Origin of the sequence: Arthrobacter antibioticus (assembly GCF_030063205.1) — a bacterium.
In the GTDB taxonomy this organism is placed as follows: Bacteria; Actinomycetota; Actinomycetes; order Actinomycetales; family Micrococcaceae; genus Specibacter.
Window position 1 is genome coordinate 565756 of the sequence record NZ_JASISQ010000001.1, and the last position, 26786, is coordinate 592541.

General features: G+C 55.8%; 22 protein-coding genes and 1 pseudogene. 11 read left to right on the forward strand and 12 right to left on the reverse strand.

Going from position 1 to position 26786, the window contains the following annotated elements; genetic code table 11:
- Positions 1 to 3: 3 nt before the first annotated feature.
- The 4 genes from hglS to QMG40_RS02645 all read left to right on the forward strand — a co-directional run bounded on the left by hglS (position 4) and on the right by QMG40_RS02645 (position 7111).
- On the forward strand, positions 4 to 1404 hold the full coding sequence (gene hglS / locus QMG40_RS02630) for a 2-oxoadipate dioxygenase/decarboxylase (RefSeq protein ID WP_283527607.1): 1401 nt from the start codon (positions 4 to 6) through the stop codon (positions 1402 to 1404).
- 45 nt (positions 1405 to 1449) lie between these two features.
- The gene (amaB, locus tag QMG40_RS02635; protein WP_283527609.1) at positions 1450 to 2979 is read left to right on the forward strand and encodes an L-piperidine-6-carboxylate dehydrogenase; all 1530 of its coding nucleotides are present in this window, start codon (positions 1450 to 1452) and stop codon (positions 2977 to 2979) included.
- 111 nt (positions 2980 to 3090) lie between these two features.
- Positions 3091 to 4230, forward strand: coding sequence for a Glu/Leu/Phe/Val family dehydrogenase (locus tag QMG40_RS02640; protein WP_283527611.1), 1140 nt, complete (start codon positions 3091 to 3093; stop codon positions 4228 to 4230).
- A gap of 43 nt (positions 4231 to 4273) precedes the next feature.
- Positions 4274 to 7111, forward strand: coding sequence for an FAD-binding and (Fe-S)-binding domain-containing protein (locus tag QMG40_RS02645; protein WP_283527613.1), 2838 nt, complete (start codon positions 4274 to 4276; stop codon positions 7109 to 7111).
- Between the two features lie 70 nt (positions 7112 to 7181).
- Here the strand turns inward: QMG40_RS02645 and QMG40_RS02650 are convergent, their stop codons facing one another.
- Positions 7182 to 7685, reverse strand: a complete 504-nt coding sequence (locus tag QMG40_RS02650; RefSeq protein WP_283527616.1) for a LapA family protein — start codon at positions 7683 to 7685, stop codon at positions 7182 to 7184.
- 151 nt (positions 7686 to 7836) lie between these two features.
- Here QMG40_RS02650 and QMG40_RS02655 point away from each other — a divergent pair, with 151 nt between their 5' ends.
- Complete coding sequence (locus QMG40_RS02655; protein ID WP_283527618.1) at positions 7837 to 9246, forward strand: DUF2254 domain-containing protein; 1410 nt, start codon at positions 7837 to 7839, stop codon at positions 9244 to 9246.
- 43 nt (positions 9247 to 9289) lie between these two features.
- Here the strand turns inward: QMG40_RS02655 and QMG40_RS02660 are convergent, their stop codons facing one another.
- The 9 genes and pseudogenes from QMG40_RS02660 to QMG40_RS02695 form a co-directional block, all read right to left on the reverse strand.
- On the reverse strand, positions 9290 to 9499 hold the full coding sequence (locus QMG40_RS02660; protein ID WP_283527620.1) for a hypervirulence associated TUDOR domain-containing protein: 210 nt from the start codon (positions 9497 to 9499) through the stop codon (positions 9290 to 9292).
- Positions 9499 to 9993 (reverse strand): hypothetical protein, encoded by a 495-nt coding sequence (locus QMG40_RS02665; protein WP_283527623.1) that lies wholly within the window; start codon positions 9991 to 9993, stop codon positions 9499 to 9501. Before QMG40_RS02665 ends, QMG40_RS02660 begins: the two co-directional genes overlap by 1 nt.
- Before the next feature lie 58 nt (positions 9994 to 10051).
- On the reverse strand, positions 10052 to 11458 hold the full coding sequence (locus tag QMG40_RS02670; protein WP_283527625.1) for an alanine racemase: 1407 nt from the start codon (positions 11456 to 11458) through the stop codon (positions 10052 to 10054).
- Between the two features lie 9 nt (positions 11459 to 11467).
- Positions 11468 to 12574, reverse strand: coding sequence for a hypothetical protein (locus tag QMG40_RS02675; protein WP_283527627.1), 1107 nt, complete (start codon positions 12572 to 12574; stop codon positions 11468 to 11470).
- A 90-nt stretch (positions 12575 to 12664) separates the two neighbouring features.
- Positions 12665 to 13114 (reverse strand): annotated as a pseudogene (locus tag QMG40_RS17350) (FAD/NAD(P)-binding protein); the annotation flags it as partial.
- Complete coding sequence (locus QMG40_RS02680; RefSeq protein WP_283527629.1) at positions 13111 to 14100, reverse strand: pyridoxal-phosphate dependent enzyme; 990 nt, start codon at positions 14098 to 14100, stop codon at positions 13111 to 13113. The pseudogene QMG40_RS17350 and the gene QMG40_RS02680, both read right to left, overlap by 4 nt.
- Positions 14101 to 14514: 414 nt before the next feature.
- On the reverse strand, positions 14515 to 14745 hold the full coding sequence (locus tag QMG40_RS02685) for a CsbD family protein (protein ID WP_283527631.1): 231 nt from the start codon (positions 14743 to 14745) through the stop codon (positions 14515 to 14517).
- Between the two features lie 96 nt (positions 14746 to 14841).
- Positions 14842 to 15315 (reverse strand): hypothetical protein, encoded by a 474-nt coding sequence (locus QMG40_RS02690; RefSeq protein WP_283527633.1) that lies wholly within the window; start codon positions 15313 to 15315, stop codon positions 14842 to 14844.
- Between the two features lie 103 nt (positions 15316 to 15418).
- Positions 15419 to 15991, reverse strand: a complete 573-nt coding sequence (locus tag QMG40_RS02695; protein ID WP_283527635.1) for a YciE/YciF ferroxidase family protein — start codon at positions 15989 to 15991, stop codon at positions 15419 to 15421.
- Positions 15992 to 16549: 558 nt separating this feature from the next.
- Here QMG40_RS02695 and QMG40_RS02700 point away from each other — a divergent pair.
- The 4 genes from QMG40_RS02700 to treZ all read left to right on the forward strand — a co-directional run bounded on the left by QMG40_RS02700 (position 16550) and on the right by treZ (position 23423).
- Positions 16550 to 16798 carry a hypothetical protein gene (locus tag QMG40_RS02700; RefSeq protein WP_283527637.1) on the forward strand — a complete coding sequence of 83 codons (249 nt, stop codon included), beginning with the start codon at positions 16550 to 16552 and terminating at the stop codon, positions 16796 to 16798.
- 249 nt (positions 16799 to 17047) lie between these two features.
- Positions 17048 to 19294, forward strand: a complete 2247-nt coding sequence (glgX, locus tag QMG40_RS02705; RefSeq protein WP_283527639.1) for a glycogen debranching protein GlgX — start codon at positions 17048 to 17050, stop codon at positions 19292 to 19294.
- The gene (gene treY / locus QMG40_RS02710) at positions 19291 to 21639 is read left to right on the forward strand and encodes a malto-oligosyltrehalose synthase (protein WP_283527641.1); all 2349 of its coding nucleotides are present in this window, start codon (positions 19291 to 19293) and stop codon (positions 21637 to 21639) included. The genes glgX and treY overlap by 4 nt, the downstream gene beginning before the upstream one ends.
- A complete protein-coding gene (gene treZ, locus QMG40_RS02715) occupies positions 21636 to 23423 on the forward strand; it encodes a malto-oligosyltrehalose trehalohydrolase (protein WP_283527644.1) in 1788 nt (595 codons plus the stop codon). The genes treY and treZ overlap by 4 nt, the downstream gene beginning before the upstream one ends.
- Positions 23424 to 23447: 24 nt before the next feature.
- Here the strand turns inward: treZ and QMG40_RS02720 are convergent, their stop codons facing one another.
- Positions 23448 to 24566, reverse strand: coding sequence for an FUSC family protein (locus tag QMG40_RS02720; RefSeq protein ID WP_283527646.1), 1119 nt, complete (start codon positions 24564 to 24566; stop codon positions 23448 to 23450).
- 58 nt (positions 24567 to 24624) lie between these two features.
- Entirely contained in the window at positions 24625 to 24882 is a 258-nt protein-coding gene (locus QMG40_RS02725) for a DUF6458 family protein (protein ID WP_283527648.1), read from the reverse strand.
- Between the two features lie 159 nt (positions 24883 to 25041).
- On the opposite strand from QMG40_RS02725, the gene QMG40_RS02730 reads away from it, so the two are divergent.
- Positions 25042 to 25575 (forward strand): DUF488 domain-containing protein, encoded by a 534-nt coding sequence (locus QMG40_RS02730; protein ID WP_283527650.1) that lies wholly within the window; start codon positions 25042 to 25044, stop codon positions 25573 to 25575.
- A gap of 70 nt (positions 25576 to 25645) precedes the next feature.
- On the forward strand, positions 25646 to 26722 hold the full coding sequence (locus QMG40_RS02735) for an App1 family protein (protein ID WP_283527652.1): 1077 nt from the start codon (positions 25646 to 25648) through the stop codon (positions 26720 to 26722).
- Positions 26723 to 26786: the final 64 nt, after the last annotated feature.

The following is a 26786-nucleotide window of genomic DNA, read 5'->3' on the forward strand; positions in this document are numbered from 1 at the left end:
ATTATGAGATCACTGAAAACTTGGGAACTTCGTGCCGAGTTCGCTAAACGGCTTTCCACCATGTACGGCAATGAAGTTCCTGCCTACAACGACCTCGTAGAGGTATCCACGTCAGTCAACGAAGACTATGTCGCTAAGAATGGTGCAGAAGCAGAACGCCTCGGAAGCATCGCACGTGTCACGGCAGAGCGGCATGGAGCAATCCGTGTTGGGTCAGCCGAAGAAATGTCTCAGGTAGCTCGAGTTTTTGCTGCGTTTGGGATGTTTCCTGTGGGTTTCTATGACCTTCGGGACGCATCTTCAAGTTCCGTGCCGGTGGTTGCTACAGCCTTTCGACCCATTGATGAGCAGGAGCTTGCAAAAAATCCTTTCCGCGTTTTCACCTCGATGTTGGCGGCCGAAGATCCGCGGTTCTTTGACGCGGAACTACAAGCTGAACTTGCTGCGTTCATTGGTGCCCGGGAACTCTTCTGTCCGGAGCTTCTGGAACTGGCAGACTATGCGGTCAGCGTTGATGAGCTCCCTCAGGAGAGAGCGGATCGTCTTTTAGAACTAGCGACGGCGTCGCTGGAACTCTCCAGCGACCCTGTTGATTACCAGTGGTACAAAAAACTTGAGGCAATTTCCGCAGTTGCTGCCGACATTGGTGGAGTGAGCAGTACACATATTAACCACCTCACGCCCAGGGTTCTTGACATTGACGATCTCTACGAGCGGATGCAGTCACGTGGAATTTCCATGATCGATGAAATACAGGGGCCACCGAGGTGGGATGGTCCAGATGTCCTGCTGCGGCAGACCTCCTTCCGGGCGTTGGGTGAAAATAGAGTCTTTCGCTATGCGGATGGGACAACCAATGAAGGCCAACTCCGTGTGCGTTTCGGGGAGGTCGAGGCCCGTGGAATCGCTTTGACCCCAGCAGGGCGTGACTTGTATGACCGAATGGTTGCGGAGGCCGAGCGACGGTTGGCCAACTCGGCTAACAGTGCAACACGCGCTGGTGTAGCTGCTGAGGTCTGGGCGGAAGAGCTCCCCCAGACGGAGCAGGAGCTGGCCGCGCGTGGTTTGGCATTCTTCACTTTCGGTTTGGATGAAACTGCACTCGCCAGCGCATCTGTTCCCGAAACCATCTCTTTACGCGAGTTAATCACGGCTGGGATCGCTGTGCCCCAACCCATCGTCTACGAAGACTTTCTCCCACGCTCAGCAGCTGGCATTTTTCAATCGAACTTGACCGAGGAAGGCTCAAAAGATGAGAGCCAGACCGGCACAAGTTACGACATCTACCGCATGTCCTCGATCATCGGCGCAGAGGTTCATGATCCCAATACTCTCTACCAAAGACAGCAGGATCTTTCTGTTGCAGCCTTAGCCGAACTCCTCAAAATCAGCATCACCCACTAGACCACACGCATTCCTTTAGAAAAAGAAAATCACAAGGAGAATCCCATGACTGAAACACTTACTCAAAACATCGAACTAACATCCAAAGTTCGGTCCTCGCTGGAGGCTTGTGGAGTCGATATTGACGCTTTGAGCGGCGCCCACGAAGCCCTCTCTCCGTTGACTGGCGAAATCCTCATGAACCTGCCGGTTAACACTGAAACCGAAATAGATACGATGATCGCTCAGGCCGCAGAAGCCTTCAAGACCTGGCGTGACGTCCCGGCCCCTGTCCGCGGCAACCTGGTTAAACGGTGGGGTGAACTCCTAACACAGCACAAGGGCGATCTAGCAGTCATAGTCACCGCGGAGGCCGGAAAAATCACTTCAGAGGCACTGGGTGAAGTGCAGGAAATGATCGACATCTGTGACTTCGCCGTAGGCCAGTCCCGCCAGCTGTACGGGAAAACCATGCCATCGGAGCGTCCAGGCCACCGATTGATGGAGACCTGGCATCCACTTGGCGTGGTCGGGATCATCTCTGCGTTTAACTTCCCAGTCGCGGTCTATGCGTGGAACACAGCGCTTGCTTTGGTCTGCGGAGACACTGTTGTGTGGAAGCCCTCAGGCATGACGATGCTCAGTGCCATAGCAGCTGATGCGCTGCTGGCTCGCGCAGCCCAAGAAGTCGGAGCGCCCAAAAACCTGCACAAATTGGCCCTTACCGATCGGGTAGGCGGACAACTAATAGTGGATGATCCCCGTATTGCACTGGTTTCAGCCACCGGCTCAGTCCGGATGGGGCAAGAAGTTGCCCCGCGTGTAGCTCAGCGGTTCGGCCGCGCACTCTTAGAACTCGGCGGCAACAATGCTGCCATCGTCACCCCTTCAGCAGACCTGGATCTTGCGTTGCGGGGTATTGTCTTTGCTGCCGTGGGAACAGCAGGTCAACGGTGCACCTCCATGCGGCGCCTAATTGTGCACGAGTCCATTGTTGATGATCTGACACAGAAACTTGTTAGCGCCTACGGGACCTTGCGCATTGGCACCCCGTTAGATGAGGAGAATTTGATCGGTCCCCTAATCAATAAGTCCAGCTTCGAGGGGATGCAGAATGCCCTTACCGCGGCGAAGGAACAAGGCGGCACCGTACTGTGCGGTGGCGCAAGGGTTAAAGCAGACGAGCAGCCTGGCGCCTACTACGTGGAACCGGCAATTGTGCGCATGCCATCTCAAACACCCGTGGTCAAAGATGAGACGTTCGCGCCGCTGCTGTACGTGATGAGCTACACAGACTTTGATGACGCCGTCGCTTTGCAAAACGATGTTCCGCAGGGCCTCTCCTCAGCCGTTTTTACCAACAATCATGCCGAAGCTGAGCAGTTCCTGTCCGCGGCCGGCTCCGATTGCGGAATTGCGAACGTGAACATCGGTACCTCTGGTGCTGAAATCGGTGGCGCCTTTGGGGGCGAGAAAGAAACTGGTGGTGGTCGCGAATCAGGCGCCGATTCCTGGAAGGTATACATGCGCCAAGCCACGAACACTGTTAATTACTCGGGCGAACTGCCTTTGGCACAGGGCGTGAAGTTCCTCTAAGAATCTCTGTTGGTGGCGTCGCTCTACCAGGACGACGCCACCAACACGCTGTGCGTGGATTTCCTTGACAAGCACCACCGTTGACAACAATTTATTAGGGAGTAACTGGCAATGACGAGTCTGTTCGACATGATGGATGAGTGGGGCCCTGAAAAGATCGTCACGGTCAGTGATAACAAAACAGGCATGAAGGGAGTCCTTGTTATTGACAACACCGCACGCGGCATGGGCAAGGGTGGCACCCGGATGCAACCCAACGTCAGTGTTGATGAGATTGCACGTCTAGCCCGTGTCATGACCTGGAAATGGGCTGGCGTTGATTTGTTTTTTGGTGGCGCCAAGGCAGGCATCCGAGCAGACCCCCACTCCCCCCACAAAGAAGCAATTTTGAGGTCTTTTGTCCGGGCGCTGAGCAACGAGGTCCCCTCAGAGTATGTTTTTGGTCTAGACATGGGACTAACCGAAGACGACGCCGCCATCATTGTCGATGAACTCGGAGATCGCGGTGCCGCGGTAGGAACGCCTTACGATCTAGGCGGGGTGCCGTATGACCAGCTCGGCATCACAGGCTACGGAGTTGCGGAAGTGACAGATGAGGCTGCCCTGGCTGTTGGTTTACAGGGACAGCGTGTAGCCATCCAAGGATTCGGTGCAGTGGGTCATGCTACTGCCGCGCGTTTGCACGAGCTCAATTACAGCATTGTATCCATCTCCACCGCGGAAGGAGCCTTGTACAATCCAGCAGGATTGGACGTTCCTGAAATGCTGGCTATGCGCGCACGTTCCGGGGATGGTTTTGTCAAGGAATTACCGCAATTCGCCATTCCCATGGGCAGTGAACTCTTCGTGGACGCCGACATTGCGATTCCTGCCGCGTTACAGGACGTCATCAACGAAAATAACGTAGGAAAGATTTCGGCGAAAATGGTGGTGGAAGGTGCCAACCTTCCCACGAACGCCGCCGCTCAACAGGCTCTTCACTCCTCCGGCATCACAGTAGTCCCGGATTTCGTTGCCAATGCCGGCGGCGTTGTGAGCGCAGCGTTCGCCATGGAAGCGCGCTATTCCCCGTTCCGCCCCGAAACCGAGCAAATCTACAGTGCTGTTTCAACCAAGCTCCGGGCAAATACCAACACAGTGCTAGCAGAGGCAGAGAAACTGGACTCCACGACTCATCATGCAGCCCGCGCACTTTCTCAAGATCGGGTACTCCGCGCCATGAAGTACCGCGGTAAGCCGCTTCAGTACTGACTGATCACATCTGCCACACTCTGGAGAGGGATTCCCACAGCACATGAACATTGACAAACTCGTCCAAGAATTGAGCTCCTCCGTTGCCGGGATTGTCGACGCCAGTTCACGTCGTCGCGCCGAGTATTCAACCGACGCCTCCAACTACCGGGTGGTCCCCCAGATAGTTCTCATGCCAAAAGATGAGAACGACGTCGTTGCTGCAGTAGCACTTGCAAGGCAGCATGGGATGCCGGTCACCGGTAGAGGCGCCGGTACCTCGTGTGCCGGTAATGCGGTTGGGGCCGGACTTGTGCTGGACTTTAGCCGCTTCATGAACAAGATCATCTCTATTGACCCCGTCAAACAAACCGCACTAGTTCAGCCAGGGGTTGTCCTCAGCGACCTGCAACGAGCCGCGGCCGTTTATGGTTTACGCTTCGGTCCGGACCCTTCAACGTCAACACGATGCACTATGGGCGGAATGATCGGCAACAACGCCTGTGGACCGCATGGGCTGTCCTATGGCCGCACAGCTGATAACGTAAGCAGCCTTCGCTGGCTGACGGGTTCCGGGCGCATCTTGGAACTGGGAGCCGGGAAGGAATCGGTGGCCCAGGTCCCTGGCCTGGAAGACTTTGTCATGGCCAACTTGGAGGTCATCCGTCTGGAGTTCGGGAGATTCGGACGTCAGATTTCCGGTTACAGTTTGGAGCACCTGCTGCCCGAGAACGGCAGGAACGTAGCTGCGGCTCTGACCGGCACGGAAGGTACTTGCGGAATCATTTTGCAGGCGGAAGTGAAGCTGGTCAAATCCGCACCGGCTCCGGCGTTGGCAGTTCTCGGTTATGCCGATATGCCCTCCGCAGCCGACGCTGTCCCGGGACTCCTCCCGCATCATCCGTTGGCGCTTGAAGGGCTCGATGCCCAACTTGTGAACGTCATTCGAAATGCCAAGGGCGATCATGCGGTCCCGGAGATGCCGCGTGGTAACGGTTGGTTGATGGTTGAGATGGGCGGTGCCACGTCCGCTGAAGCTGTTGCAGCCGCCGAACGCATGGTGCAGGACGCTGGTGCGATCGATTCTGTTGTTATGCCTGCCGGCCCCGAAGCCCAACGCCTGTGGAAGATCCGAGCCGATGGCGCAGGGCTGGCTGGCCGAACGGCCAACGGGGCCCAAGCCTGGCCTGGCTGGGAAGACTCAGCTGTACCCCCGGAACATTTGGGAGCTTACCTGCGTGACCTGGAAAAGCTCATGGATGATGAAAATGTTTCAGGCATGGCTTACGGACATTTTGGGGATGGCTGTGTACACGTAAGAATAGATTTCCCTTTGGCTGAACACGCACATGTCATGCGGCGTTTTTTGAGCGCTGCCGCAAATCTGGTCGCCAAGTACGGTGGGTCCCTTTCCGGAGAGCATGGCGATGGCAGGGCACGCAGTGAACTTTTACCCGCCATGTATTCGACCAAAGCCATCGCGGCCATGGCCGCCTTCAAAGCACTCTTTGACTTGCAGGACACGTTTAATCCGGGTGTCATTGTCAGCCCCGAACCCTTCGACGCTCACCTTCGACGTCCACAAGCAAAGAGCCTTCTAGCCACTGACGGGTTTGCGTTCGCCCATGATGATGGCAACATCACCAACGCTATGCACCGCTGTGTTGGTGTGGGCAAATGCCGTGCTGACCTTCGTGATGACGGAGGATTCATGTGCCCGTCCTACCTTGCAACAAAGGATGAGAAGGATTCCACCCGAGGCCGGGCCCGGGTCTTGCAAGAAATGTTGAACGGCGGTGTGGTTTCCATGGATTGGAGTTCCCCCGAAGTTCATGACGCCCTAGATCTATGTCTTAGCTGCAAGGCTTGCGCCAATGATTGCCCAACGGGCATTGACATGGCCATGTACAAATCAGAAGCCCTCCATCAAAGCTACAAGGGCAGGATCCGCCCCATCACTCACTACAGTTTGGGTAGGCTCCCCACCTGGCTAGCCCTTGTAGGTCCCTTCGGGCCGCTGCTAAATCAGCTCGCGTCTATCAGCTTTATCCGGAAGTCACTGCTGAGAATGGCTGGGGCCGATCCCCGACGGTCACTGCCGATTTTTCCCAAAAAGCCATTCCACTCCATGAAGCACCCCTCAGTCCCTATGTCCGAACGGGCCGCGCCTGTGCAGGTCGGCGGGACGAGTGATCGTCAGGTGGTGCTCTGGGTAGATTCTTTTTCCGACACGCTTAGTCCGGAGGTACCCCAGGCTGCTCTAAAGGTCCTTGCGGCTGCAGGATGCACTGTTGATATCACTGGTCCAGGGGCGTGTTGTGGACTCACTCTCATCTCCACCGGCCAGCTCACTGCCGCTAAAGTGAAACTGCGTAAAACCCTTGATGTACTCCACCCCTATGTTCTCAAAGGCCAAACGATCATAGGCCTAGAACCGTCCTGCACCGCTGTGCTTCGTTCGGACCTGCTCGAATTACTGCCAGATGACCCGCGCGCCCAAGAGGTCTCGGCCAAGGTCAAAACGGTCTCCGAATACTTGGCCTCGATCAACTGGCAGCCGCCTCTCAGCGCAGAACGCATTCTGGCACAGCCACACTGCCACCAATACGCCATCATGGGATACACAGCAGATCTGGCTCTCTTGGACTCGATGGGCTGTGATGTGGAAGTTTCCAGCGGATGCTGTGGCTTGGCAGGCAACTTCGGCATGGAGAAGGGCCACTACGACGTTTCCGTGACGATTGCCGAACAAGGCATTTTGACTAAAATCGAGGATGATCCGCAACGAAGCATCCTCGCTGACGGCTTCTCCTGCCGGACACAAGTATCCGACCTGGCACAGCGAGACTCCCGCCACCTGGTCCAGATCATTGCGACAGCACTGGACGCTCCCAAACAATAGATCCCACAGGCTAGATCCCAGGGACAACCCGGACTGATTCTTTTAGTGCAAAGGGACTTTAGCGCTCAGGTCAGTTTGTGGCCTTGCCGGTGGAAGTGGCGGGCTCGCTCAGAGGATTTTGGTCCAGGTTACGTTGACGGCGGCGTTGGTGCCGAAGCTGCAAGATGCGGACCGCTCCGGCTACAGCCACTACTATTCCGCCGGCAACAGCGGCTATGAAAAGTGCCATGCCCAAAGACAGCTCGCCCACAATACCGAAGTATTTCACGCTCACACGGTCCTGGTTTTGCAGGATAAAGATGATCAGCAACACCAGTACAACGAGTCCAGAACTAACGGCAACCCAGATCATCCCGGCCCTGGTGACATCCGTGTTTCCATCCTGGGAAACAATGCGCTTATTTGAGGACCGCCCCCGGGTGGATACCGGGGCAGGCCTTAGGGTTGCTTCCCCAGAAGGAAAATCTCCCTGTGTTGGATCCTTCAGGGTTGGATCCTCCTGTGTTGGATCCTTCAGGGCTGGATCCTTTAGGGTTGGATCCTCCTGCGGGTGCGGTGCTGGATCGGTTGCCATGGTTCCCCATTTCGTGGTTTTACTGTGGCTACTCGCCTCTGTCCTTGGCCTCATGTTACCCCGTAGCATCTGCGCAGTCTTGAACTGAGATTTTCCGAGGTGCCGCGGCGGTTACCCCACGGCTCCAGCAATCCTCAGATATCCTTAGCTCATGCCCAGCTCGAAGACCTCATCAACTACACCGGCGCAACGACGCCGTCCAAAAACTTCACCTGGCGGCTCCTCTGTGTTTGGGAGTGGACGCCTCGCCAGCCTTGTCGATTCGGTTCGTACGCAGCTATGGCCGGTACCTGTGGCCGCAATTATCGTAGCCGTTATTGCCGGCCAATTTTTGCCTTACCTGGATAAGGAAGTGCAAAATAACCTCCAACCGATGATCTCGGCTTGGATCTTTGGTGGCGGTCCGGACGCGGCAAGCAACCTCCTTCAGACAATCGCCGGTGCCATGGTCACGGTCACCGCCCTCACCTTTTCCCTCACCGTTGTGACATTGCAGCTAGCCAGCAGCCAGTTCTCCCCGCGCCTGCTGCGAACATTTACGCGTGACAGAGTTGTGCACTCTACCCTTGCTCTTTTTCTTGCCACCTTCGCATTCTCGCTGACCCTGCTGCGCAGTATCCGAACGTCTACGGATCTCAGCGAGGGGTTTGTCCCGAAAATCTCTGTCACGGTGGCTTTCCTGCTGGCCGTGGCAAGTGTCTTGGCGCTGGTTGGTTTCTTGTCACACCTTGCCCGGCAGATCCGGGTGGAGAGCATGCTGAAAACTGTTTACGATGAAACCGTCACCTCTCTTGGGCGGGTCTTTCCAGAGGACGAGGAACCTGACACTTTGGCGTCCAAGACGGCCCTTGAAAGTGGTGCGGGCTTCAGGCCCATCGAGAGCGGAGCTTCGGGCTTCCTCTTGACTGTCGATGGTGCCGCCGTCTGTGCCGGCGCCGCAGAGGCAGGGGCCGTCGTCGTCTTTCAGAGCACCCCCGGTGACTCCTTGATTCAGGGCGTTCCATGCGCTCGAGCACGCTCCGCTGGCGGTGGCAGATTGGATGAGGAAGCATTCGTTGCGCTTTCCGACGCTGTACAGGCAAGTATGGGGATCGGGTTTGAACGCACCTCCGTCCAAGACGCCACTCTTGGACTGCAACAACTCTTGGATATTGCATCCCGAGCACTCTCCCCCGGTATCAATGACGCCACCACCGCCGTTCACGCCATTGGGCATGTCTCCGCGCTACTGTGCGGACTGGCGGATTGCAGCACAGGTCCGTACCTGGTGAGGGACGACGACGAGAACCCTCGCGTGCTCATGAAGCGGCCAACACTTTCTCACATGCTTGATATCGCCATGCGCCAGCTGTTGCAGTACGCAATGGATGACCCCCGTTCCGCTGAGCGCACAATCATCATGCTCCGTGAGCTGGCATGGGTGGACACAGCGGAAGAGCTTGATGAGACGCTGAAAATACAAAGCAGGCTGGCGGCGCAAGCTCTTAGAAACAGCGATCTTAGCGAGGCTGAAACTGAACGCATTTTAGCTATCATGAACGCTGACTACCCGGGCGTATAGACAGTACACGCGGGCGGCTTCCGTTACTACTTCGGCCCAGTGCTCAAATCTTCTTTAGTGCCCCGCCTTTATGCATGGCAACGTGTTCTGTTTTATCACTCTTAATCTCATACTGGGGGTCATCCTCGCTGCACCGGCGCATATGACCTTTGTACTGAACATCTTGGTTATGCACCTTGACGATTTTTCCTTCCACATATCCTGCCTCGGAGTTCCACCGCACGTGGTCTCCTACGGAGAATTCTTGTGACATCAACTTGCTCCTTTTTGCTCATCTGGTCCCGGCGGTAGCGAATAATGCTCCAACGGCACAGCCTCATGGTTGACGCGCCCATGCGTACGGCGTTGCTCTTTCATCTCCGCCTCAAACAGGTGGCGTTTTCCCTCAACGAGGTGGTGACGAGCATGTTTCTCCGCGGCCTTGAAATCCTTGTAATAGCCAGCGTCATACTCCTCAACTATTTGAAAAGTCCAACGCCCACCGAGGACGTTGCGGCCAACGATGTCCCGCTCGATGCTATTTGCCATGTCCACGTGGCCGGCGTCCCGAAGCAATGAAAGCGCCTCTCCCAAAGCAAGATCGGCTTTTCCCGTTAACCGGTGGAAGCCGTACAACAGTCCTCGGGCATGTTCCACCACTTCGAGGGCTTCGGAGAGCTTCCCTAGAGCCTGCACTGTCTCATCGCTGATGCCCGCTCCCCGTCGGTGGCGGGCATCCGGTCCGTCCTGCGCTGGCGAAGGTTTCATAACCCACAGCATAGATCCATCCACAGCTTAGATCCAGAACAACAGAATGAGGCTTGTTTTACAGCTCTATTTGCTCAATATCATCGGCCAACCATTTTTCCCCATCCCACATAACATTGGCTGCCAGAGGTAGTTGATGGGAGGCGCTCTCTACAATATGCATAAGGTATCCGGCCGTATTGGGGAAGGCGACCAGGTCTCCCGGTGCAACACCTGCAGGGAATTCCAGGCGCCGGCGCAGGAGCAGCTCCTCCTCTATGCAGTAGGCACCCACTAAGAACGCACTACCTACTTTTCTCGTCCTGCCCGGTTGTTCGGCATGGATCAGGATCGGATCAACAAGGAAGTCAGCGGAGGTAGATCTGCATTGTGTTCGGTTCATATGCAAGCCCACGAGCGGTACACCATCGCTGCGGGTCTTGGTGAATGCGACCTCGGCCAGGGTGAGCCCGCAGCCGTCTAGCAATGACCGTCCCGGTTCACAGCGCAGCTGAATCTGCGCACTGGACAATGCTGAGCCGATCGAAGAAGACTCGGATTCGGGCACATACCTCAGGACCTGTTCCAGCCACGGACCACGAATAAGTTCTTGATGATACGGATATACGGCGGAACCGGGAGTGCTTGCCGAGGCACCCAGTCTGTCTGATTTCCATGTCAGCGTTTCGTCACCGGTAGGCAAGTGCGCCAACGTGGACCAAAAATCTCTCCACTGCTCCGCGCTGTCCACGTAGGACATAGGTATCCCACCACCCATGTCCACAAAAGTTGGTTCGTGGCCTATTGCTTGGAGCTCTTTGATGACAGCCAGCGCCTGGTTGATTCCAAGCGATCGTGCGTGCGCGCTGTAACCGTTGAGGTGAAAGTGGATGCCGGTCACCTTGACACTGTTTCCTAGTTCGACCTCGGTCAGTAGTTCCAGCCACTGTCCGGCCAGGAGCCCGAAACGGGTGGGCGGGACTGAGGGGTGGTCAATAACAAGCCGTAGCGCCACGGTGACGGCCTCGCTACCGCGGCTCGCGAGGTCAAGCACATCGCGGAACTCATCTTCGTTGTCCAGGCTGATGGTCACTGCGGACTTGATGGCCAGCTCAAGCAAATCCTTGGACTTCACCGCGGCGCTCACAATGATCCTATCGGCGCGAACCCCACGCTGAAGGCACTGACGTAGCTCGTTCAGACTTGCGACATCGACTCCGCATTCCTCACGGACGGCTTGGTCAATAGCCCCCAGCGTCTTGTTCGCCTTACGCGCGTAAAAGATTTGGAAGTCGATTTCGTGGGTGGCTGCGGCTGCTCGCAACTCTTTGACGTTGCGCCCCATAGCGCTGAATTCGTGAATGTTTACTGGGGAACCGTGAGTCTTCACTAGTTTCTTGCAGAGCACAGGGTTGGCCAGCAGTTCCTCCATCCAAGGCTCGAGCCGGGCTGTTAAGGGTGCTGTACCGTACATTTTTGTTTGCATCATTACGTCCTAAGCGTCGAGTTGATGTGTCACGAGGGCGGTGAGGCGGTGAGCCCACCCACCGTATTCTCGATGGAGAGAGCGGTTCAGGGTGTCATGGCCCAGCGTTGGATCTTCGGTAGGACGGCCCAGTGCCGCCAATGATTCACTTCTGGAGCCGTCCTGTGCCAAGCAGGTGCCGTCCAGATCTGTGCGCAGACCACGGTCACCAGCTCGAACTGATACTGCCCCGTTTTGCAGCAGCGTCTCCACCAATTCGTTGTGAGGGCGGCCCTCCGGTGCCGGTGATTGGAGCGCACCGGGTCCTGGCGTTACGGCGTCAATGAGCACCGTACCTTGCGGCAGCGGCTCTTGCGGCAGGGATTCATGCGGTGCAGCAACGTGAAGGATCCCGGCGTCGAACAATGCCACCATTTTGCGTGCGGTGAGCTCCGGAGGACCGAACGTGAACTTTTCGAGGTTGTGGGCAACCCGTCTGAAACGTTTCCACTCTCTGGTGCTCCGTGGCACCCTGTCTAACGCCGCAACCAGCTCTGCATAAAGTCCAGACCACACTCTTGCCCAAAGCCACCCGGTAGTGACTGGTGCTTCGAGGTGGTTTACAGCCAGAGAATTTCGCAAGGATTCAGCAGCAGTGAAAGTCTTCGCCGGAATCGGAGGATCTAAGGTGGCCTCCACCGACAAACCCATGAAAGCCGTTCGCCACAGCGTCAGCGCGCTCACCGATGAGTCCATGAGTTGGGCACATTCTTGGGCACAGTGGAGTAAAAGCACCCACATTTTATTTAAGGGCACCACTTCACATCCCGGATCGTGAGCATCGCGGCCCCATTGTCGCAGCAGTCCTTGGTACTGCTGTATGCAGGCAAGAACTCCGGCTGGCACAATCTCAGTCTTCGGGTCCATGAGCCTGCCACTTGGCGAGTAGAATATAATTTTCCGTGGCTCTCCCCCACTGGCCACGTACTGTATTTGCTTAGGGTCCCCGGCATTTTCCTCGGAGCGTTGCCACGTGCCGCCTCGGCCTTCTGTCAGGAGCAGAGCGACGTCGTAGGCCGTCAATGCAGCCCCGCGAACCCAGACCGTACTTTCGGCGTCAATGGCTACTTCCGACACTGATGAATAGTCCCCGATCAGAGGACTGGAGTTCAATGCAGCCGCGAGAGGTTTCGGGACGGTTGTGTGAGCTAAACCGTGTCCCGTGGCGAGGAGCACCTCGTCATAGTGACGGACTCCAAATGATCCGTTTATACGCCATTTCTGACCTTCACGTTCAATTGTGGTGACCACGAAGGGCAGGTGTGCCAAGGACATGTTCCCGAACTGACACATAAGCTGGAATTGTTCTTGCAAGTAACGACCCACAAGCGCACGAGGCGGATATTTTTCTCCGGACAGATGAGGTGACACTCTGTTCACCCACAGGTCGAAGCTCTCGGCACTCAGCGTAGACGAGGCGTCCACGATGTGCGCACTGACGTTCAGTCGCAAGACTTCAGGCTGGTTCTCCCGCCATACACTTCCAGAGCCGGGAGGCAGGGGATCATAAACATCTACCGCGAGTTCTCTGGCAGCGGTGGCTGGCAGTGCATCGTGGAGCGCAAGCAGAGCAAAAAGACTTTTAGGTCCGCCCCCTATGACGGCTAGGCGTATCAATTCTCTGAAAAATCGTCAAAGTAAGCTTCATCTGTAGTTGGTTCTGCTTGGAATGTTCTGCGCACCCATTCATCGTTGTACACAGTCTGCAGATAGGGTACCCCTGTGTCGTGAACAATGAATGCGACACGAGTACCGGTCTCGAGGCTGGGTATCAAGCTTCTCATAGCGGCCACGATGGCACCCGTGGAAGCTCCGGCCAGGATGCCTTCACGGCGTGCCAGAAACCTACAGCCGCGCACCATTGCAATTTCTTCGATCTGGCAGACAATATCCGGTTTAGCCGATGCAGATAATTCTGGCAGCACCCCGGCGCCAAGCCCCGGGAGTCTGCGCGTACCGGCTTGCCCGCCAAAGAGCACTGAGCCAACCGAATCAACAGCCACAACTTTGGTGTCCAGACCATGCGCGCGAATGTATTGCTGGCAGCCAAGAAGGGTCCCGGTAGTACTCGTGGCAACAAAAAGATAATCCAGTTTCCCTTCACAGGCGGCCATAATCTCAGGCATCGTGGACTCGAAATGGGCACGTGGATTGGCCAGAGAACCATACTGGTTTGTGGTGACGGAACCCGCGTGCTTTGCTAAGAGGTCCTCAACCCGACGACGGCGGGCGGCGAGCTTGTTCCCGTCTGCGGGGTTTAGAACACGATCCACAGTTGCCCCGTACACTTCCATCAGTTGCAGGGCAAGAGGATTGGCGTTCTCATCGACAACTGCAACGAACGTGATGCCACGCACCACGCACTGGCGTGCCAACGCTATACCTAAATTTCCAGACGTAGACTCTATGATCATGCCGCCTACCTGCAGCGCCCCCGTGCGCAGGAGCTCTTCGATCAACCCGTGAGCCGTCCGCTCCTTAGTACTGCCAGCCAGTTGGAGCAGATCAAGTTTGGCGTAAACCTCCACCTCGGAGGATTCAAAGAGGCGCCGCAGATTCACCGTCGGAGTTGCGAATGGTTTTAGCGTTCCCGAATTGTTCAAAAACATTCCTCACATTTCACTATGGCTCACGATCAGGTCCTGTGAAAAACAATCATAGACCAACGCTGGTGAAGCAAAGTCTGACCGCAATACACGATACAACCGATGCCACCGATTCCGGAATAGTTCCCGCTTCGGTTATAGTTGTCATCTTCTCTTATATCCATAATGAGAAGTGACAATCAAGAGGACGGGATTAACTCACATGCGCGGAAATAGCCTTATTTGGACAATCGTCGGAGTTTTGGTGGCCATTGCGTTGGTCATCTGGATCGTTTCAGCGATCTAGGACTAAATCTCTTAGTAGCTACAGGGATGCCTCCGGTTCCAACTATGGAGGCTTCTTGAAAAAGGGCTTGGGATACAAGAATTCCTTGTATCCCAAGCCTTTTCAGCTGAACTACGGCTAGCTTCTTAGACTCCGTGTGCGGCTGCTCCGCCTTCAGTGTCATCCGTGTTCAGATCAGCATCGTCTTGTTCAAGGTGCGCCTTGGCATCTGCCAGCTTATCCTTGGCAACACCTCTTGCCTGATCGAGTTTGCCGTCCATGATCTGGGAATGATCATCCGTAGCTCTACCCACAGTCTCTTTGATTTTGCCACCAATTTTATCTTTGGCCGCATCAAATTTTTCACCGATTCCCATTGAATTCCTCCTGCTGTCGATACCGATTATGTGACCCTCACGGGAGCTATCAGAACCACTTTAGAAACAACTTTAGAAACTTCACTGACTGCTGAATTACGCCTTCGCATCCCCTGCATCTTCAACATAGCTCTTACCCTCTTCAGTGGTAAAGACTACGAATTCAGCGGGCGGCTGGTCCTTTTTAGCTTGTTCCGACCGCGGTGTGGCAGGTTCGTCAATTGCGGACCGTTCAGCGTCGCCGAGCACGGCACCCAAACCTTTAGAGTCTTGGGTTACCTCACCAGCAGGAATGTGCTCTCCATCACCACGGGCATTCTGCGCCTCCTGAGTTTCTGTTCGCCCCGTATCGGAAAACGTCTGAACACCATTTCGAAGCCAACCAACATGAACATCAACTGCCCCGTTGTCAAGCTGCTGCACTGATGTCTCGATCTCATTGCGCGGCGCACCCATTTCGATCAGCTTTTCCTCATAGGCGCCAACTAACTGACTTAACGATTCCTCAGTCCATTCGCCCTCCTGCATCCTGGTCGAAATTTCCACTGGTTCGTTAGTGCTTTCGTTCATCTCATTCTCCATTTTTTCTTACTAGATGCTTGCTGCTCCAGACAGACCGAAACTGGAATGCCGCTGATTGTTGGAACCGTCCTGTCTAGAAAGCTTACTGGTGTTAGATGCTGGATGGCGGCAGAAACGGCGGTACTTGAACGCTCGCATCCTGCACAGCACCGGCATCACCCTGATCCGCAGCATTCGTGGCATCAGCTCTCACAACAGCATCCGCGGCGGCTCTGATTCTCATGATGGCAGATTCTTCTTGGGCCAAATTTGAGCTCAATAGATGCACAATTTCGGATACGCCACTGGCCTTGGCATGAGTGATGAGCGTTTCATAGACCGCGGTCTCGTAATGTTCGCTCTCCAATGCCCCTGCAAGTGCAACGGCGTCCACCAATGAATTATCCGTTTTGGCAGTGAACAACTTTGTCTCCTTGGCCAGACCTTTGGTGGTTGGCGAAGGCGACTGTTTGGCCTCCACGCCCAAAAGGGCGAAGCAGCGCAGTAGGTTTTCAATCTGCTGACGTGTTTCATGGGCATGCTCATGGAAGAGGCCCTTGAGATCGCTGCGCATGACGGTTTTTTCTAGCTCACCCAGCATCTCCAAGGAATCGTATTCCATGGTCAAGGCTGAACCGAGCTTGTAATTGAAGATCTCTTCGACAGTGGTGAAATGTTCGAACATAGCTAGTCCTTCCGCATTCATGTAGGGCAAAACATGAACATTCTCTTCCGGTCCCATCATGGAAAAACCGCTGCCGACAGGGCCATGGAAACTCCCAAGTTTCAAAGGTTCGCTGTTCTGATGCCGCTGGCAGTTTCCAACTTTTACTCTAGCGAGGACGGCCTGAAATATCCATGATCCAAACGGCTTACAAACGCACCAGCCAGCGATGTCAGGGGTGGTTCTGAGCCAGTGCCCCGCTAGGTAGAACTGTAGACGCGGTGGCGGTGACTGGCTAGCATAAGCATCAATCGCACAAAGCCCCCCACGAAAGGCAACCGCAGATGAATGATCGCCAGCCCATTGAGCCCGAACCTCTGGTACCGGATCCGTTTCCTAGCAATCCGAATCCGGCCTCACCTGTTGACCCCACGGAACCGGTCCCTCCTGTTTCGGATCCAAACTCCCCAACTCACCCAGATCCGTTCCTCCCTCCAGTCCCTCCAGTAATTTAATTTTTCCAGATCATCAGGCACGGCATCAACACCTAAGGACAGCATCACGACTAAGGAGAACACGATGAGCACGAGCAAATCCGAAAACCCCAGCAGCCCCAGCAACCCCAGCAACAAGGAACCGGCCGAAGGTGGATACGGCTCGCCAACTCCGGAGGATGAGGTGCCGGGGAACAAAACTCAACAGGACAACGAATCTGCTGTGGACCTTCCATCAACGGAGGCCCCCTTGGATGAGGGTAACGCTGGGCCAACCAGTGCCGACCGCGAGTCATTCTCCTCCGAACCTGATGGCGAAGCCTCCGGTCAGTAAACGCGGATCTGGCCCAAACCAAGGCGTCCCGACTAAAGGCAAAATAGGTCAGTTGAGAGTGGCAACAACACGTGCCCCACGGCTGCGAAGGGCCCGCGAAGCATCCTGGGAGCACAACTGTTTATTACGCACATTGTCTTGGGCACACGGGGGCATCAGTCCGGCGCGCGTTGAATCAGGTACTGTGTCGTGCATAACCAGAAATGGTGAATTGCATATCTTATCGATGAACTCTCCATAGGAGGACCCTTGGAAGTCTGGCCCGGAACCGCATACCCCTTGGGCGCCACCTTTGATGGAACCGGCACCAATTTCTCCTTATTTAGTGAGCACGCAGACAAGGTGGTGCTTTGTCTGTTGGCAGAGGATCGCAGCGAGACGCGGATTGAGCTGGAGGAAGTGGACGGGCATGTATGGCATTGCTACGTCCCAGAGGTCCAGCCCGGCCAACAATACGGGTACCGTGTGCACGGACCCTATGAGCCCAAGAACGGGCTGCGGTTCGACGCCAACAAGCTCCTGTTGGATCCATATGCGAAGTCCATCCAAGGCCAAATCGACTGGGATCCAGCTCTGTTTTCCTACCAATTTCAGGATCAGGACGCCCGGAATGAGGACGACTCAGCAGCACATGCAATGTACAGCGTGGTAATCAATCCGTTCTTCGAATGGAACGGCGATCGCCAGCTACGCATCCCGTACCACGAGTCAGTTATTTACGAAGCCCATGTCAAAGGCCTGACGGAACTTCACCAAGATATTCCGGAAGATCAACGCGGTACGTATTCCGGCGTGTCGCACCCGGTGATGATTGAACATTTTCACAAACTCGGCGTCACCGCCGTCGAACTAATGCCCGTTCATCAGTTCGTCAATGACGGCACGTTGGTGGAGAAGGGTCTGAGTAACTATTGGGGTTATAACAGCATTGGTTTTTTTGCCCCGCAGAATACCTACAGTTCCACAGGTGAGCAGGGAAACCAGGTTCAAGAGTTCAAGGCCATGGTTCGTGACCTGCATAGGGCAGATATCGAAGTCATCCTTGATGTGGTGTACAACCACACGGCTGAAGGCAACCACCTTGGCCCCACGCTCTCCTTTAAAGGGATCGACAACGCTGCCTATTACCGCTTGGTGGACGATGATCCGCAGTACTACATGGACTACACGGGTACGGGCAACTCATTGAATGTTCGCCACCCACACTCCCTCCAACTGCTCATGGACTCGTTGCGCTACTGGGTGACGGAGATGCATGTTGATGGTTTTCGCTTCGATCTGGCCTCCACTTTGGCGCGGGAATTTTATGCCGTTGACAAACTCTCCACGTTCTTCGAACTCATCCAACAGGACCCAATCATCTCCCAGGTCAAGCTCATTGCCGAGCCCTGGGATGTTGGTCCGGGCGGCTATCAGGTGGGCAACTTCCCGCCACAGTGGACCGAATGGAACGGTAAGTACAGGGACACCGTTCGCGATTTCTGGCGTGGTGAACCGGCAACTCTTGGCGAGTTCGCTTCTCGGCTCACAGGATCGGCGGATCTGTACGAAAGTTCAGGACGCCGTCCAGTCGCCTCTATTAATTTTGTCACCGCCCATGACGGTTTTACACTGCGGGATCTGGTCTCATATAACGAGAAACGAAACGAAGCCAATGGTGAAGACAACAACGACGGTGAGGCGCACAACCGCTCTTGGAACTGTGGAGCGGAGGGTCCCACGGATAACGACGATGTGTTGACTTTGCGGGCACGGCAGCAACGCAACATGATCGTCACGCTCCTGCTTTCCCAAGGCGTACCGATGATCCTGCATGGAGATGAGCTTGGCCGTACCCAGCAAGGAAACAACAACACCTATTGCCAAGACTCCGAGCTCAGTTGGGTGCACTGGGATTCAGTGGATCAACCGCTAGTGGAGTTTACGGCGATGGTGAATAAGATTCGTCGCGACCATCCCATTTTTCGCCGGAGCCGGTTCTTCGACGGCAGACCAGTCCTGCGTGGTGAGGGTGAGGCGCTTCCTGACATCGTCTGGCTCAGACCTGACGGAGCAGACATGTTGCCGCAGGACTGGGATAGTGGATTCGGCCGCTGCGTAGGTGTCTTTTATAACGGGGACGGCATCCGCGAAAAAGACAGACGTGGTCGGCGTATTACTGACAAGAGCTTTCTGCTGCTTTTCAATGCAGCCAATGAGGCCGTGAGCTTTCAGCTCCCCTCAAAGGAGCACTCCCCGTTCTGGGAAATTTTGGTTGACACAGCTAGCGGTGGGAAAATCGAGCCGGTTCCGGCTGGAAGCACCCTTGATTTGGCAGCAAAATCCACCGTAATCCTGCGAGCCTACTCTGGACCCGAAGAGGTTGTGGACTACTCTGCCGCAGCATCGTTGGCCGCCATGGCCGAGGACCCCGCACCGCCTGAGGTTGAGGAACCCGCACCGGGCACGGAGTCAGGGGAAGTGGTGGAGACCGAGCCGGAGGAAACCTCACCATGAGAACACCGGTGTCCACTTACAGGCTGCAACTCAATGCGGATTTCACTCTCTACGACGCGGCCCAAACCGTTGAATATTTGAAGTTGCTGGGAGTGGATTGGGTGTACCTTTCCCCGGTTCTAACAGCTGAGAAGGGTTCAACCCACGGTTACGATGTCACCGATCCTGGCAGTGTGGATGCAGAACGTGGAGGCCCCGAAGGTTTTCTTGCGTTCTCCACCGCGGCCCGGAAAGCAGGTCTTGGCGTGCTGGTGGACATTGTGCCCAACCATATGGGCGTGGCTACCCCGAAACAAAACGCTTGGTGGTTCTCACTTTTGCGCGATGGGGCGGATTCGCCGTGGGCCAAGGCGTTCGACGTCGATTGGGCAGCTGGGGCGGGCCGCATCAGAATCCCCGTCCTATCCAATGATCAAGACCGCCAAGCGCTGGCCATCGAGGATGGCGAACTCTGCTATTACGAACACCGTTTTCCGCTGGCACCAGGTACTTACTCTCCCGGGGACGATCCAGAAGAAGTCCATGCTAGGCAACACTATGAGTTAATTGATTGGCGCAGGGCAAATTATGACCTGAACTATCGCCGGTTTTTTGCGGTAAATTCTCTTGCCGGTGTGCGGGTGGAAGACGCTGAGGTTTTCACTGAAACACATACGGAGATTCAGCGCTGGTTTCTTCAGGATCTGGTTGATGGCCTGCGGATCGACCACCCTGACGGCCTGGCCGATCCGTCAGGGTACTTGCAACAGCTGGGTGCCCTCATCAATGGAAAATATGTGCTTGTGGAAAAAATTCTTGAACCAGGCGAGTCGTTGCCTACCGATTTCACGTGTGCTGGAACTACAGGTTATGACGCTCTTGCTGACATAGACCGAGTATTCATTGATGCAGCTGGCCAGCCCGGGCTCGATGCCCTGGACGCCAGTATCCGAGGCGGGCACGCACCCGACTATGAACAAATTATTTACAGGACAAAACGCAGCGTCACGGACGGGATTCTGCATTCGGAGATGCTGCGTTTGGCTCGCTTGGTGCCCGCCAATGCCGCGCTCAGCGTTGAGCTGGCCGCCGATGCAATCTCAGAAATCATTGCGGCGTTCCCTATCTACCGCACTTACCTTCCCGAAGGGGAAACTACCCTGCGCTCGGCGTGCTTTCTTGCCACCCAGAGACGTCCAGACCTGCAAGGCGCAGTGGGTCTACTCTTGCCCCTCTTGCTCGAAGCGGGCCCGGAGGACGGCGCTGAGCTTGGCCGGCGTTTCCAGCAAACTTCCGGCATGGTGATGGCCAAGGGGGTCGAAGACTGCGCCTTCTTCCGCCACACGCGTCTGGGCACGCTCACTGAAGTGGGTGGTGACCCAACGGAGTTCGCTATTGCTCCGGACGAATTTCACCAGCGCATGCAACATCGGCGCCAACACCTGCCCCTGTCCATGACCACTTTGAGCACTCATGACACCAAACGCAGCGAGGACACGCGGGCACGTATTTCAACTCTCGCCGAGGTCACCGGCGAATGGGAGAAGTTCCTCCTCCGCGCGCAGCAACTAGCTCCACTCCCGGATGGGCCACTGGCTAACCTGCTCTGGCAATCCATTGCCGGTGTCTGGCCTGCAAGGCGAGAAAGACTCCACAGTTATGCGCAGAAGGCTGCCAGGGAAGCAGGTAACTCAACTAACTGGGCCACACCTGAACTGAACTTTGAACAGCAGTTAGCCACCACAGTCGATGCCGCCTTCGACAACTCTGAGCTGCGCGGCCTGCTGGATTCTCTAGTAGCCATGGTGGAACCATATGGTGCTTCTAATTCGCTCGGCGCCAAACTTGTGCAGCTGACCTGCCCTGGTGTGCCCGACGTGTATCAGGGCACGGAATTCTGGGACCGTTCCCTGACGGATCCAGATAACCGGCGGCCCGTCGATTTTAACGCACGCAGGCACGCACTAAAGGATTTGGATAGTGGTGAGCTCCCGCCGTCGTTCCTTTTGGAAACAACAAAACTGTTGGTGACTTCGCGTGCCTTGCGTCTGCGCCGGGACCAGCCGCAGCTGTTCAGCGGATACACCCCGGTGACCGCCACAGGTCCCGCTGCCGAGCATTTGCTTGCCTTCAGTAGAGCCAGCGGTACCAACGGCATTACCGATGGGGCCTTGACACTCGTCACACGGCTACCACGTGGGCTGGAACGTGGAGGCGGTTGGAATCAAACGTCAGTTCACCTCGACGTTGATATGCGTGACGCACTCACCGAACGTGACTACTGTCAAGGACAGGTGGCCATCGCCGACATTCTGCGCAACTATCCTGTTGCCCTCCTGACTCCAAGAACAGCACAACGCTCATGACCTCACCAACACCGGGCAGCCGACGCTTTGATGTGTGGGCACCAAAAGCAACTACGCTCACCCTGCTGGCCGGGGAGAACAAGTTTCCCATGACCAGGTGCACCGAGGAAGTCCCTGGCAGCGAGGGGTGGTGGACGTGCACCAACGCTCCCGCCCACGGGGAGTTTGAGTACGGCTACCTCTTGGATCAGGACACACACGCTCTGCCAGATCCGAGGTCCCGGCGTCAGCCCCATGGTGTGCACTCTCTCTCACACACCTTTGACCCATCCGCGCACGAATGGAGGGATGGAGCATGGCAGGGGCGTGAACTGACGGGGGCGGTTATTTATGAGTTGCATGTGGGCACGTTCACCAGTGCTGGCACCTTAGCCGGCGCAGCGCAGAAGCTGGATTATCTTGCGGAGCTGGGTGTCGATTTTATTGAGCTATTACCTGTCAATGATTTCAATGGCACGCATAATTGGGGTTACGACGGCGTCCTTTGGTACGCCGTGCACGAGGGCTATGGCGGTCCAGCGGAATACCAGTGCTTTGTTGACGCCGCCCACAGGGTGGGAATTGGTGTTATCCAAGACGTGGTTTACAACCATCTTGGACCCAGCGGAAATTATCTGCCGCGTTTTGGCCCCTACCTCAACGAGGATGCGGGGAACACGTGGGGTGACAGCGTGAATCTGGATGGTGGCGGCTCAGATACCGTCCGCCGCTATATTTTGGACAATGCAGCCATGTGGCTGCGAGATTACCATGTTGATGGTCTCCGGCTAGACGCCGTCCACGCGTTCAAGGATGAAAGGGCGCTACCTCTGCTTGAAGAGTTGGCCGAACTAGCCGACTGCGTGTCGGTAGAGTCAGGGCGGCCAGTGACGATGATCGCCGAGTCCGATCTTAACGATCCCCGGTTACTTTATTCCAGGACCCGGAACGGGCATGGACTACGAGCACAATGGAGTGATGACTTTCACCACGCTTTACATGTCAATCTCAGTGGAGAAGCTGACGGCTACTATGCTGATTTTGACAGTATTGGGGCGCTAGCGAAAGTATTGGAGTATGGATTTTTCCACGACGGCAGCTATTCCAGTTTCCGCGGCCGCCACCATGGCCGGCAAATCGATCGCACAACTGTCCACCCCTCAGCTCTGGTGGTGTGCAGCCAAAACCATGACCAGATCGGCAACCGCGCCGCTGGTGACAGACTCTCGAAGAATCTTAGTTATGGACAGTTGGCCGTAGCCGCAGTTGCCACCTTAACTTCCCCGTTCACCCCCATGCTGTTCATGGGCGAGGAATACGGTGCCAGTACCCCATGGCAGTTTTTCACATCCCACCCTGAACCGGAACTGGCTCAAGCAACCGCAGCCGGGCGAATTAAAGAATTTGAGCACATGGGGTGGGACCCAAAAATGGTGCCCGACCCGCAGGAACCGGCTACGTTCCGACGATCCGTGCTTGACTGGTCCGAGGCCGCCAGTGGCGATCACGCACGGTTGCTGGATTTGTACAAACGTCTAACCTCGTTGCGCCGAACTACCGCTGAACTTAGCCAGCCGGGCTTTGCCAACATCAGTGTTGAATTCGCTGAAGCGGACAAATGGTTGCTGCTGCGCAGAGACGGCATTGAGGTGGCGCTTAATTTTTCTCCGCGCAGGCGAAAAGTCCCTGTCCAAGGAACGCATCTGCTCCTGGCCACCGAGGACGGTGTGCATCTCATCCCTGACGGATCCCCAACACTCCTTCAAATGCCGGGCCACTGCGCCGCAATTATCGCGAAGCGGTAAATCTTAGACTCGAATCAACAGCTCTCACGCACCTTTTTCACTTCGCTCCGGAGGCAGAAGTCGGCTACTCAGGGCAGCAAGTATGCGTTGCAGATCAAGTGCTACCGCTACTCCTGGAGACATGGAAAGCTGATCGTACTTTTCTTCGGCACTTACGGCGTCGGTGAGGACAGCCACGCTTTGCCGTGCACTCTCTATAGCGTGCGCGCAGTCTCTTTCCTCATCCCATGCGCGGAGCACCTCTGCTGTGGACTGTAAACAGTCACTTAAGGGTTGGCGCAATTCATCCTTCAGGGCTAGGTCCAATGACCCCTCCCAAATGGCTGCCACCAGGACTTCGGAAAGATCCCGGATATGAAAAGTGATGACCTCTAGAACGGTCAGATCTTCGAACCCTTCACTGACTATGTGATGGCGAGACTTCAGAAAGCCGCGGGGGTTGGCCCGGTGACTCTCCTTGGCTTCATGAACCGCTCCCCGGATCTGGGCAACCGAGTCGTCTAAAACGTGGCGACGGGCTGCCCACGCCTCATGTTCCGGCGGCCAGGCCTCCACCAGTGCTTTCGCCACATCCTCAAGCTGTTCGATAAGTACAAAGCGTCCACGGGAAATCCGTGCCCGGGCGGCGTCCAATGACAACGGCGGGAAAAGTGTCACGTTGACAGTCAAGCCGACCGCTACGCCCATCGCCATCTGGACGGCGTACCCGATGGAGAACGCATCAACACCCTTGGGCCCGTCTATAAGCAACACAAGAAGTGTTGCCACCGGAACATAGTCGCGCCCAGCACCCAGACGTGGCACGCCCGCCAGTAACACCCCCAGCCCAACGGCAACAGAAATGGTAATGATGTTGGGATCGCCCAACAGCAGCACTATCGCCGCCAATGAGATCCCCAACACCAAACCGGTCAGTGTTTGAAAGCCAGTGCGCACTGACCCCATGAAGGTGGGGTACATGCTTACCAAAGCTCCTAGAGGGGCGTAGTAAGGAAACTCTTGCGTGACACCGGGCATGTGGGGCGCCAAGAACCAGGCGATGCCAACGGCAAGGGCGGTTTTGGCGGCCAGCAACACGCGCCGACCGCTCACTGTGGCTGCGGCCCATACTTTCAGGGTTTGCAATGAGATCTTTCCACTCATGGTGTAGTTCAGAGCAAGCTAATAACGTATTGCTCGCACTTTTTTAGTGCAGTCAGAGCTACAGATCGGTGTCGCGAGTGTTCTCTGTGCGTTCCACGAGAGCTTGACCGTCTGGTTGGCCCACCACTGTGCGGCGGGTTGAGGTTGACTGACGCCGACGGAACATAAAGACCAAGCCCAGCACAAAAACAACCGCACCGGCGATCATCATGATGTTGCCAACCAACATCAGGTCAATCCAAGCCACCTCGATGTTCAAGGCAAATCGTAAAATAGCACCAACAACGAACAGGAAGATTCCAGAACCAATACTCATGAGAATTACCTTTTCTTTCAGTAGATTGTCACAACGATCAGTGCGGGGACATAAAAATGCGCAACCGCGGCGCTTCAGTACTCCAATAATGCTACAACCAGCTCAATGCATCTGGTGTGACTTGGGGTACTTCCAGCGTGTTTTAGATAGTGTGAAGCTATGGAGAGTATCAAAATATACACGATCGGGCATTCCACCCACCCCATCGATGAATTTATTGCCATGCTGCATGCTCACGGCGTCAAAAAGTTGGTGGATGTCAGAACAATTCCCAAATCTGGACACAATCCACAGTTCATGGCGGATGCTTTGGCCACGAGTCTGCGGGCTGAGGGCATTACCTACAGGAGAGCGAAAGCTCTCGGAGGTTTACGTCACGTTCGCAAGGACAGCCCCAACAGTGGGTGGCGTAACAAATCATTTCAGGGTTACGCCGATTACATGCAAACTCCTGATTTCACTGAAGCGTTGGAGGACTTACTGGATCGTTCGCAGCACAGTGATGTGGTTATCATGTGTGCTGAGGCAGTGCCATGGCGGTGTCACCGATCCATGATCGGTGATGCGCTGGTGGTCCGCGGTGTCACCGTTCTTGACATCATGACTGAGAAGAAAGCCACAGAGCATGTTCTCCATTCCTTCGCTCGCGTTGATGGCACCAGCATCACGTATCCACCTGAGACTGCCGGCTGATTCTCAACGCTTTTGCTCATATGCCCGCGTACTGGCAGTTGCAAGCCCACTCGTGTGGAACAGTAGTGTCATGGCTCCCAGACCTTCACAGCACCAGCTAAGCAGCGAGGATCGCATGCATCACCTTCCTGCCGCAAAACCCCCGGCCAGTGCTTTGCTTGGTCCTGTCATGCACGTTGTCGACATGGTCCATGGTGTGCGCTCGCGTCTGGCCCAGGTTAAAGGCTTCACTCCCACCATTCTGGCCTATCCAGGCTACGGCTCCACTTCATGGGTGCGCGTGCTGGGCAGGGTCATGCTGATAGGCAAACCTGCCAAGACTCTCGGTAAAGTGCGCGGATGGCGGGCCTTCACCAGCGTGCCCATCCGTTACAGCGAAATTGAAGTGGAGATCAATGGCGTCAGCCATACTGTTCAAGCAGATTCCGGCGGAATCATCGACGTGGTGTTGGAAGCGTCCTTAACTCCGGGCTGGCATTCAGTATTACTGCGAAGCCAAACTGCGGCTCCCACGGAAGCCCGAATCCTCGTCGTCGCATCGGATGTCAGCTTTGGGGTCATCTCTGATATCGATGACACCGTCATGGTCACTGCTTTGCCCCGACCATTGTTGGCCCTGTGGAACACCCTGGTCCTGAGCGAGAGGGCCCGGACACCTACCCCGGGTATGGCCGTGTTGCTCGAGCGAATTGTTGCCCGGCACCCTGAGGCCCCTGTCCTTTACCTCTCTACCGGCGCATGGAACGTGGCACCGGCTTTAGAAAGATTTCTTGGCCGAAATTTATATCCTGCAGGGGTTCTGCTCTTGACAGACTGGGGCCCATCAAGGCAGCACTGGTTCCGTAGCGGGCGCGAACATAAACTTAAAAATTTGGCGCGATTAGCGCAGGAATTTCCCAGTATCAAATGGCTTTTGGTAGGTGACGATGGGCAGCACGATCCACAGATATACGCGGAATTTGCCAGGATTCATGCCACGCAGACAGCCGCGGTCGCCATTCGCGAGTTATCGGCCGGGGAAGCCCTGTTGGCAGGTGGCCGCTCACACGAGGACGCTCTTGCCACCGAGCATGGAGCCGTACCGTGGGTGAGTGCTCCTGACGGCGCAGGATTGGCGGAGAAACTCAAGGAGCACGGTTTGCTCTAAGTTGGCAGCTGGCAGGCTAGGCCGCTCAAACGTCCAACACCATCTGATTCTGGCGAAAAATTAG

Excerpts from the sequence above, each read along its gene's own strand:
- hglS (WP_283527607.1), top strand. The coding sequence starts at position 4 with ATGAGATCACTGAAAACTTGGGAACTTCGTGCCGAGTTCGCTAAACGG.
- amaB (WP_283527609.1), top strand. The coding sequence starts at position 1,450 with ATGACTGAAACACTTACTCAAAACATCGAACTAACATCCAAAGTTCGG.
- QMG40_RS02640 (WP_283527611.1), top strand. The coding sequence starts at position 3,091 with ATGACGAGTCTGTTCGACATGATGGATGAGTGGGGCCCTGAAAAGATC.
- QMG40_RS02645 (WP_283527613.1), top strand. The coding sequence starts at position 4,274 with ATGAACATTGACAAACTCGTCCAAGAATTGAGCTCCTCCGTTGCCGGG.
- QMG40_RS02650 (WP_283527616.1), bottom strand. The coding sequence starts at position 7,685 with ATGGCAACCGATCCAGCACCGCACCCGCAGGAGGATCCAACCCTAAAG.
- QMG40_RS02655 (WP_283527618.1), top strand. The coding sequence starts at position 7,837 with ATGCCCAGCTCGAAGACCTCATCAACTACACCGGCGCAACGACGCCGT.
- QMG40_RS02660 (WP_283527620.1), bottom strand. The coding sequence starts at position 9,499 with ATGTCACAAGAATTCTCCGTAGGAGACCACGTGCGGTGGAACTCCGAG.
- QMG40_RS02665 (WP_283527623.1), bottom strand. The coding sequence starts at position 9,993 with ATGAAACCTTCGCCAGCGCAGGACGGACCGGATGCCCGCCACCGACGG.
- QMG40_RS02670 (WP_283527625.1), bottom strand. The coding sequence starts at position 11,458 with ATGCAAACAAAAATGTACGGTACAGCACCCTTAACAGCCCGGCTCGAG.
- QMG40_RS02685 (WP_283527631.1), bottom strand. The coding sequence starts at position 14,745 with ATGGGAATCGGTGAAAAATTTGATGCGGCCAAAGATAAAATTGGTGGC.
- QMG40_RS02690 (WP_283527633.1), bottom strand. The coding sequence starts at position 15,315 with ATGAACGAAAGCACTAACGAACCAGTGGAAATTTCGACCAGGATGCAG.
- QMG40_RS02695 (WP_283527635.1), bottom strand. The coding sequence starts at position 15,991 with ATGTTCGAACATTTCACCACTGTCGAAGAGATCTTCAATTACAAGCTC.
- QMG40_RS02700 (WP_283527637.1), top strand. The coding sequence starts at position 16,550 with ATGAGCACGAGCAAATCCGAAAACCCCAGCAGCCCCAGCAACCCCAGC.
- treY (WP_283527641.1), top strand. The coding sequence starts at position 19,291 with ATGAGAACACCGGTGTCCACTTACAGGCTGCAACTCAATGCGGATTTC.
- treZ (WP_283527644.1), top strand. The coding sequence starts at position 21,636 with ATGACCTCACCAACACCGGGCAGCCGACGCTTTGATGTGTGGGCACCA.
- QMG40_RS02720 (WP_283527646.1), bottom strand. The coding sequence starts at position 24,566 with ATGAGTGGAAAGATCTCATTGCAAACCCTGAAAGTATGGGCCGCAGCC.
- QMG40_RS02725 (WP_283527648.1), bottom strand. The coding sequence starts at position 24,882 with ATGAGTATTGGTTCTGGAATCTTCCTGTTCGTTGTTGGTGCTATTTTA.
- QMG40_RS02730 (WP_283527650.1), top strand. The coding sequence starts at position 25,042 with ATGGAGAGTATCAAAATATACACGATCGGGCATTCCACCCACCCCATC.
- QMG40_RS02735 (WP_283527652.1), top strand. The coding sequence starts at position 25,646 with ATGGCTCCCAGACCTTCACAGCACCAGCTAAGCAGCGAGGATCGCATG.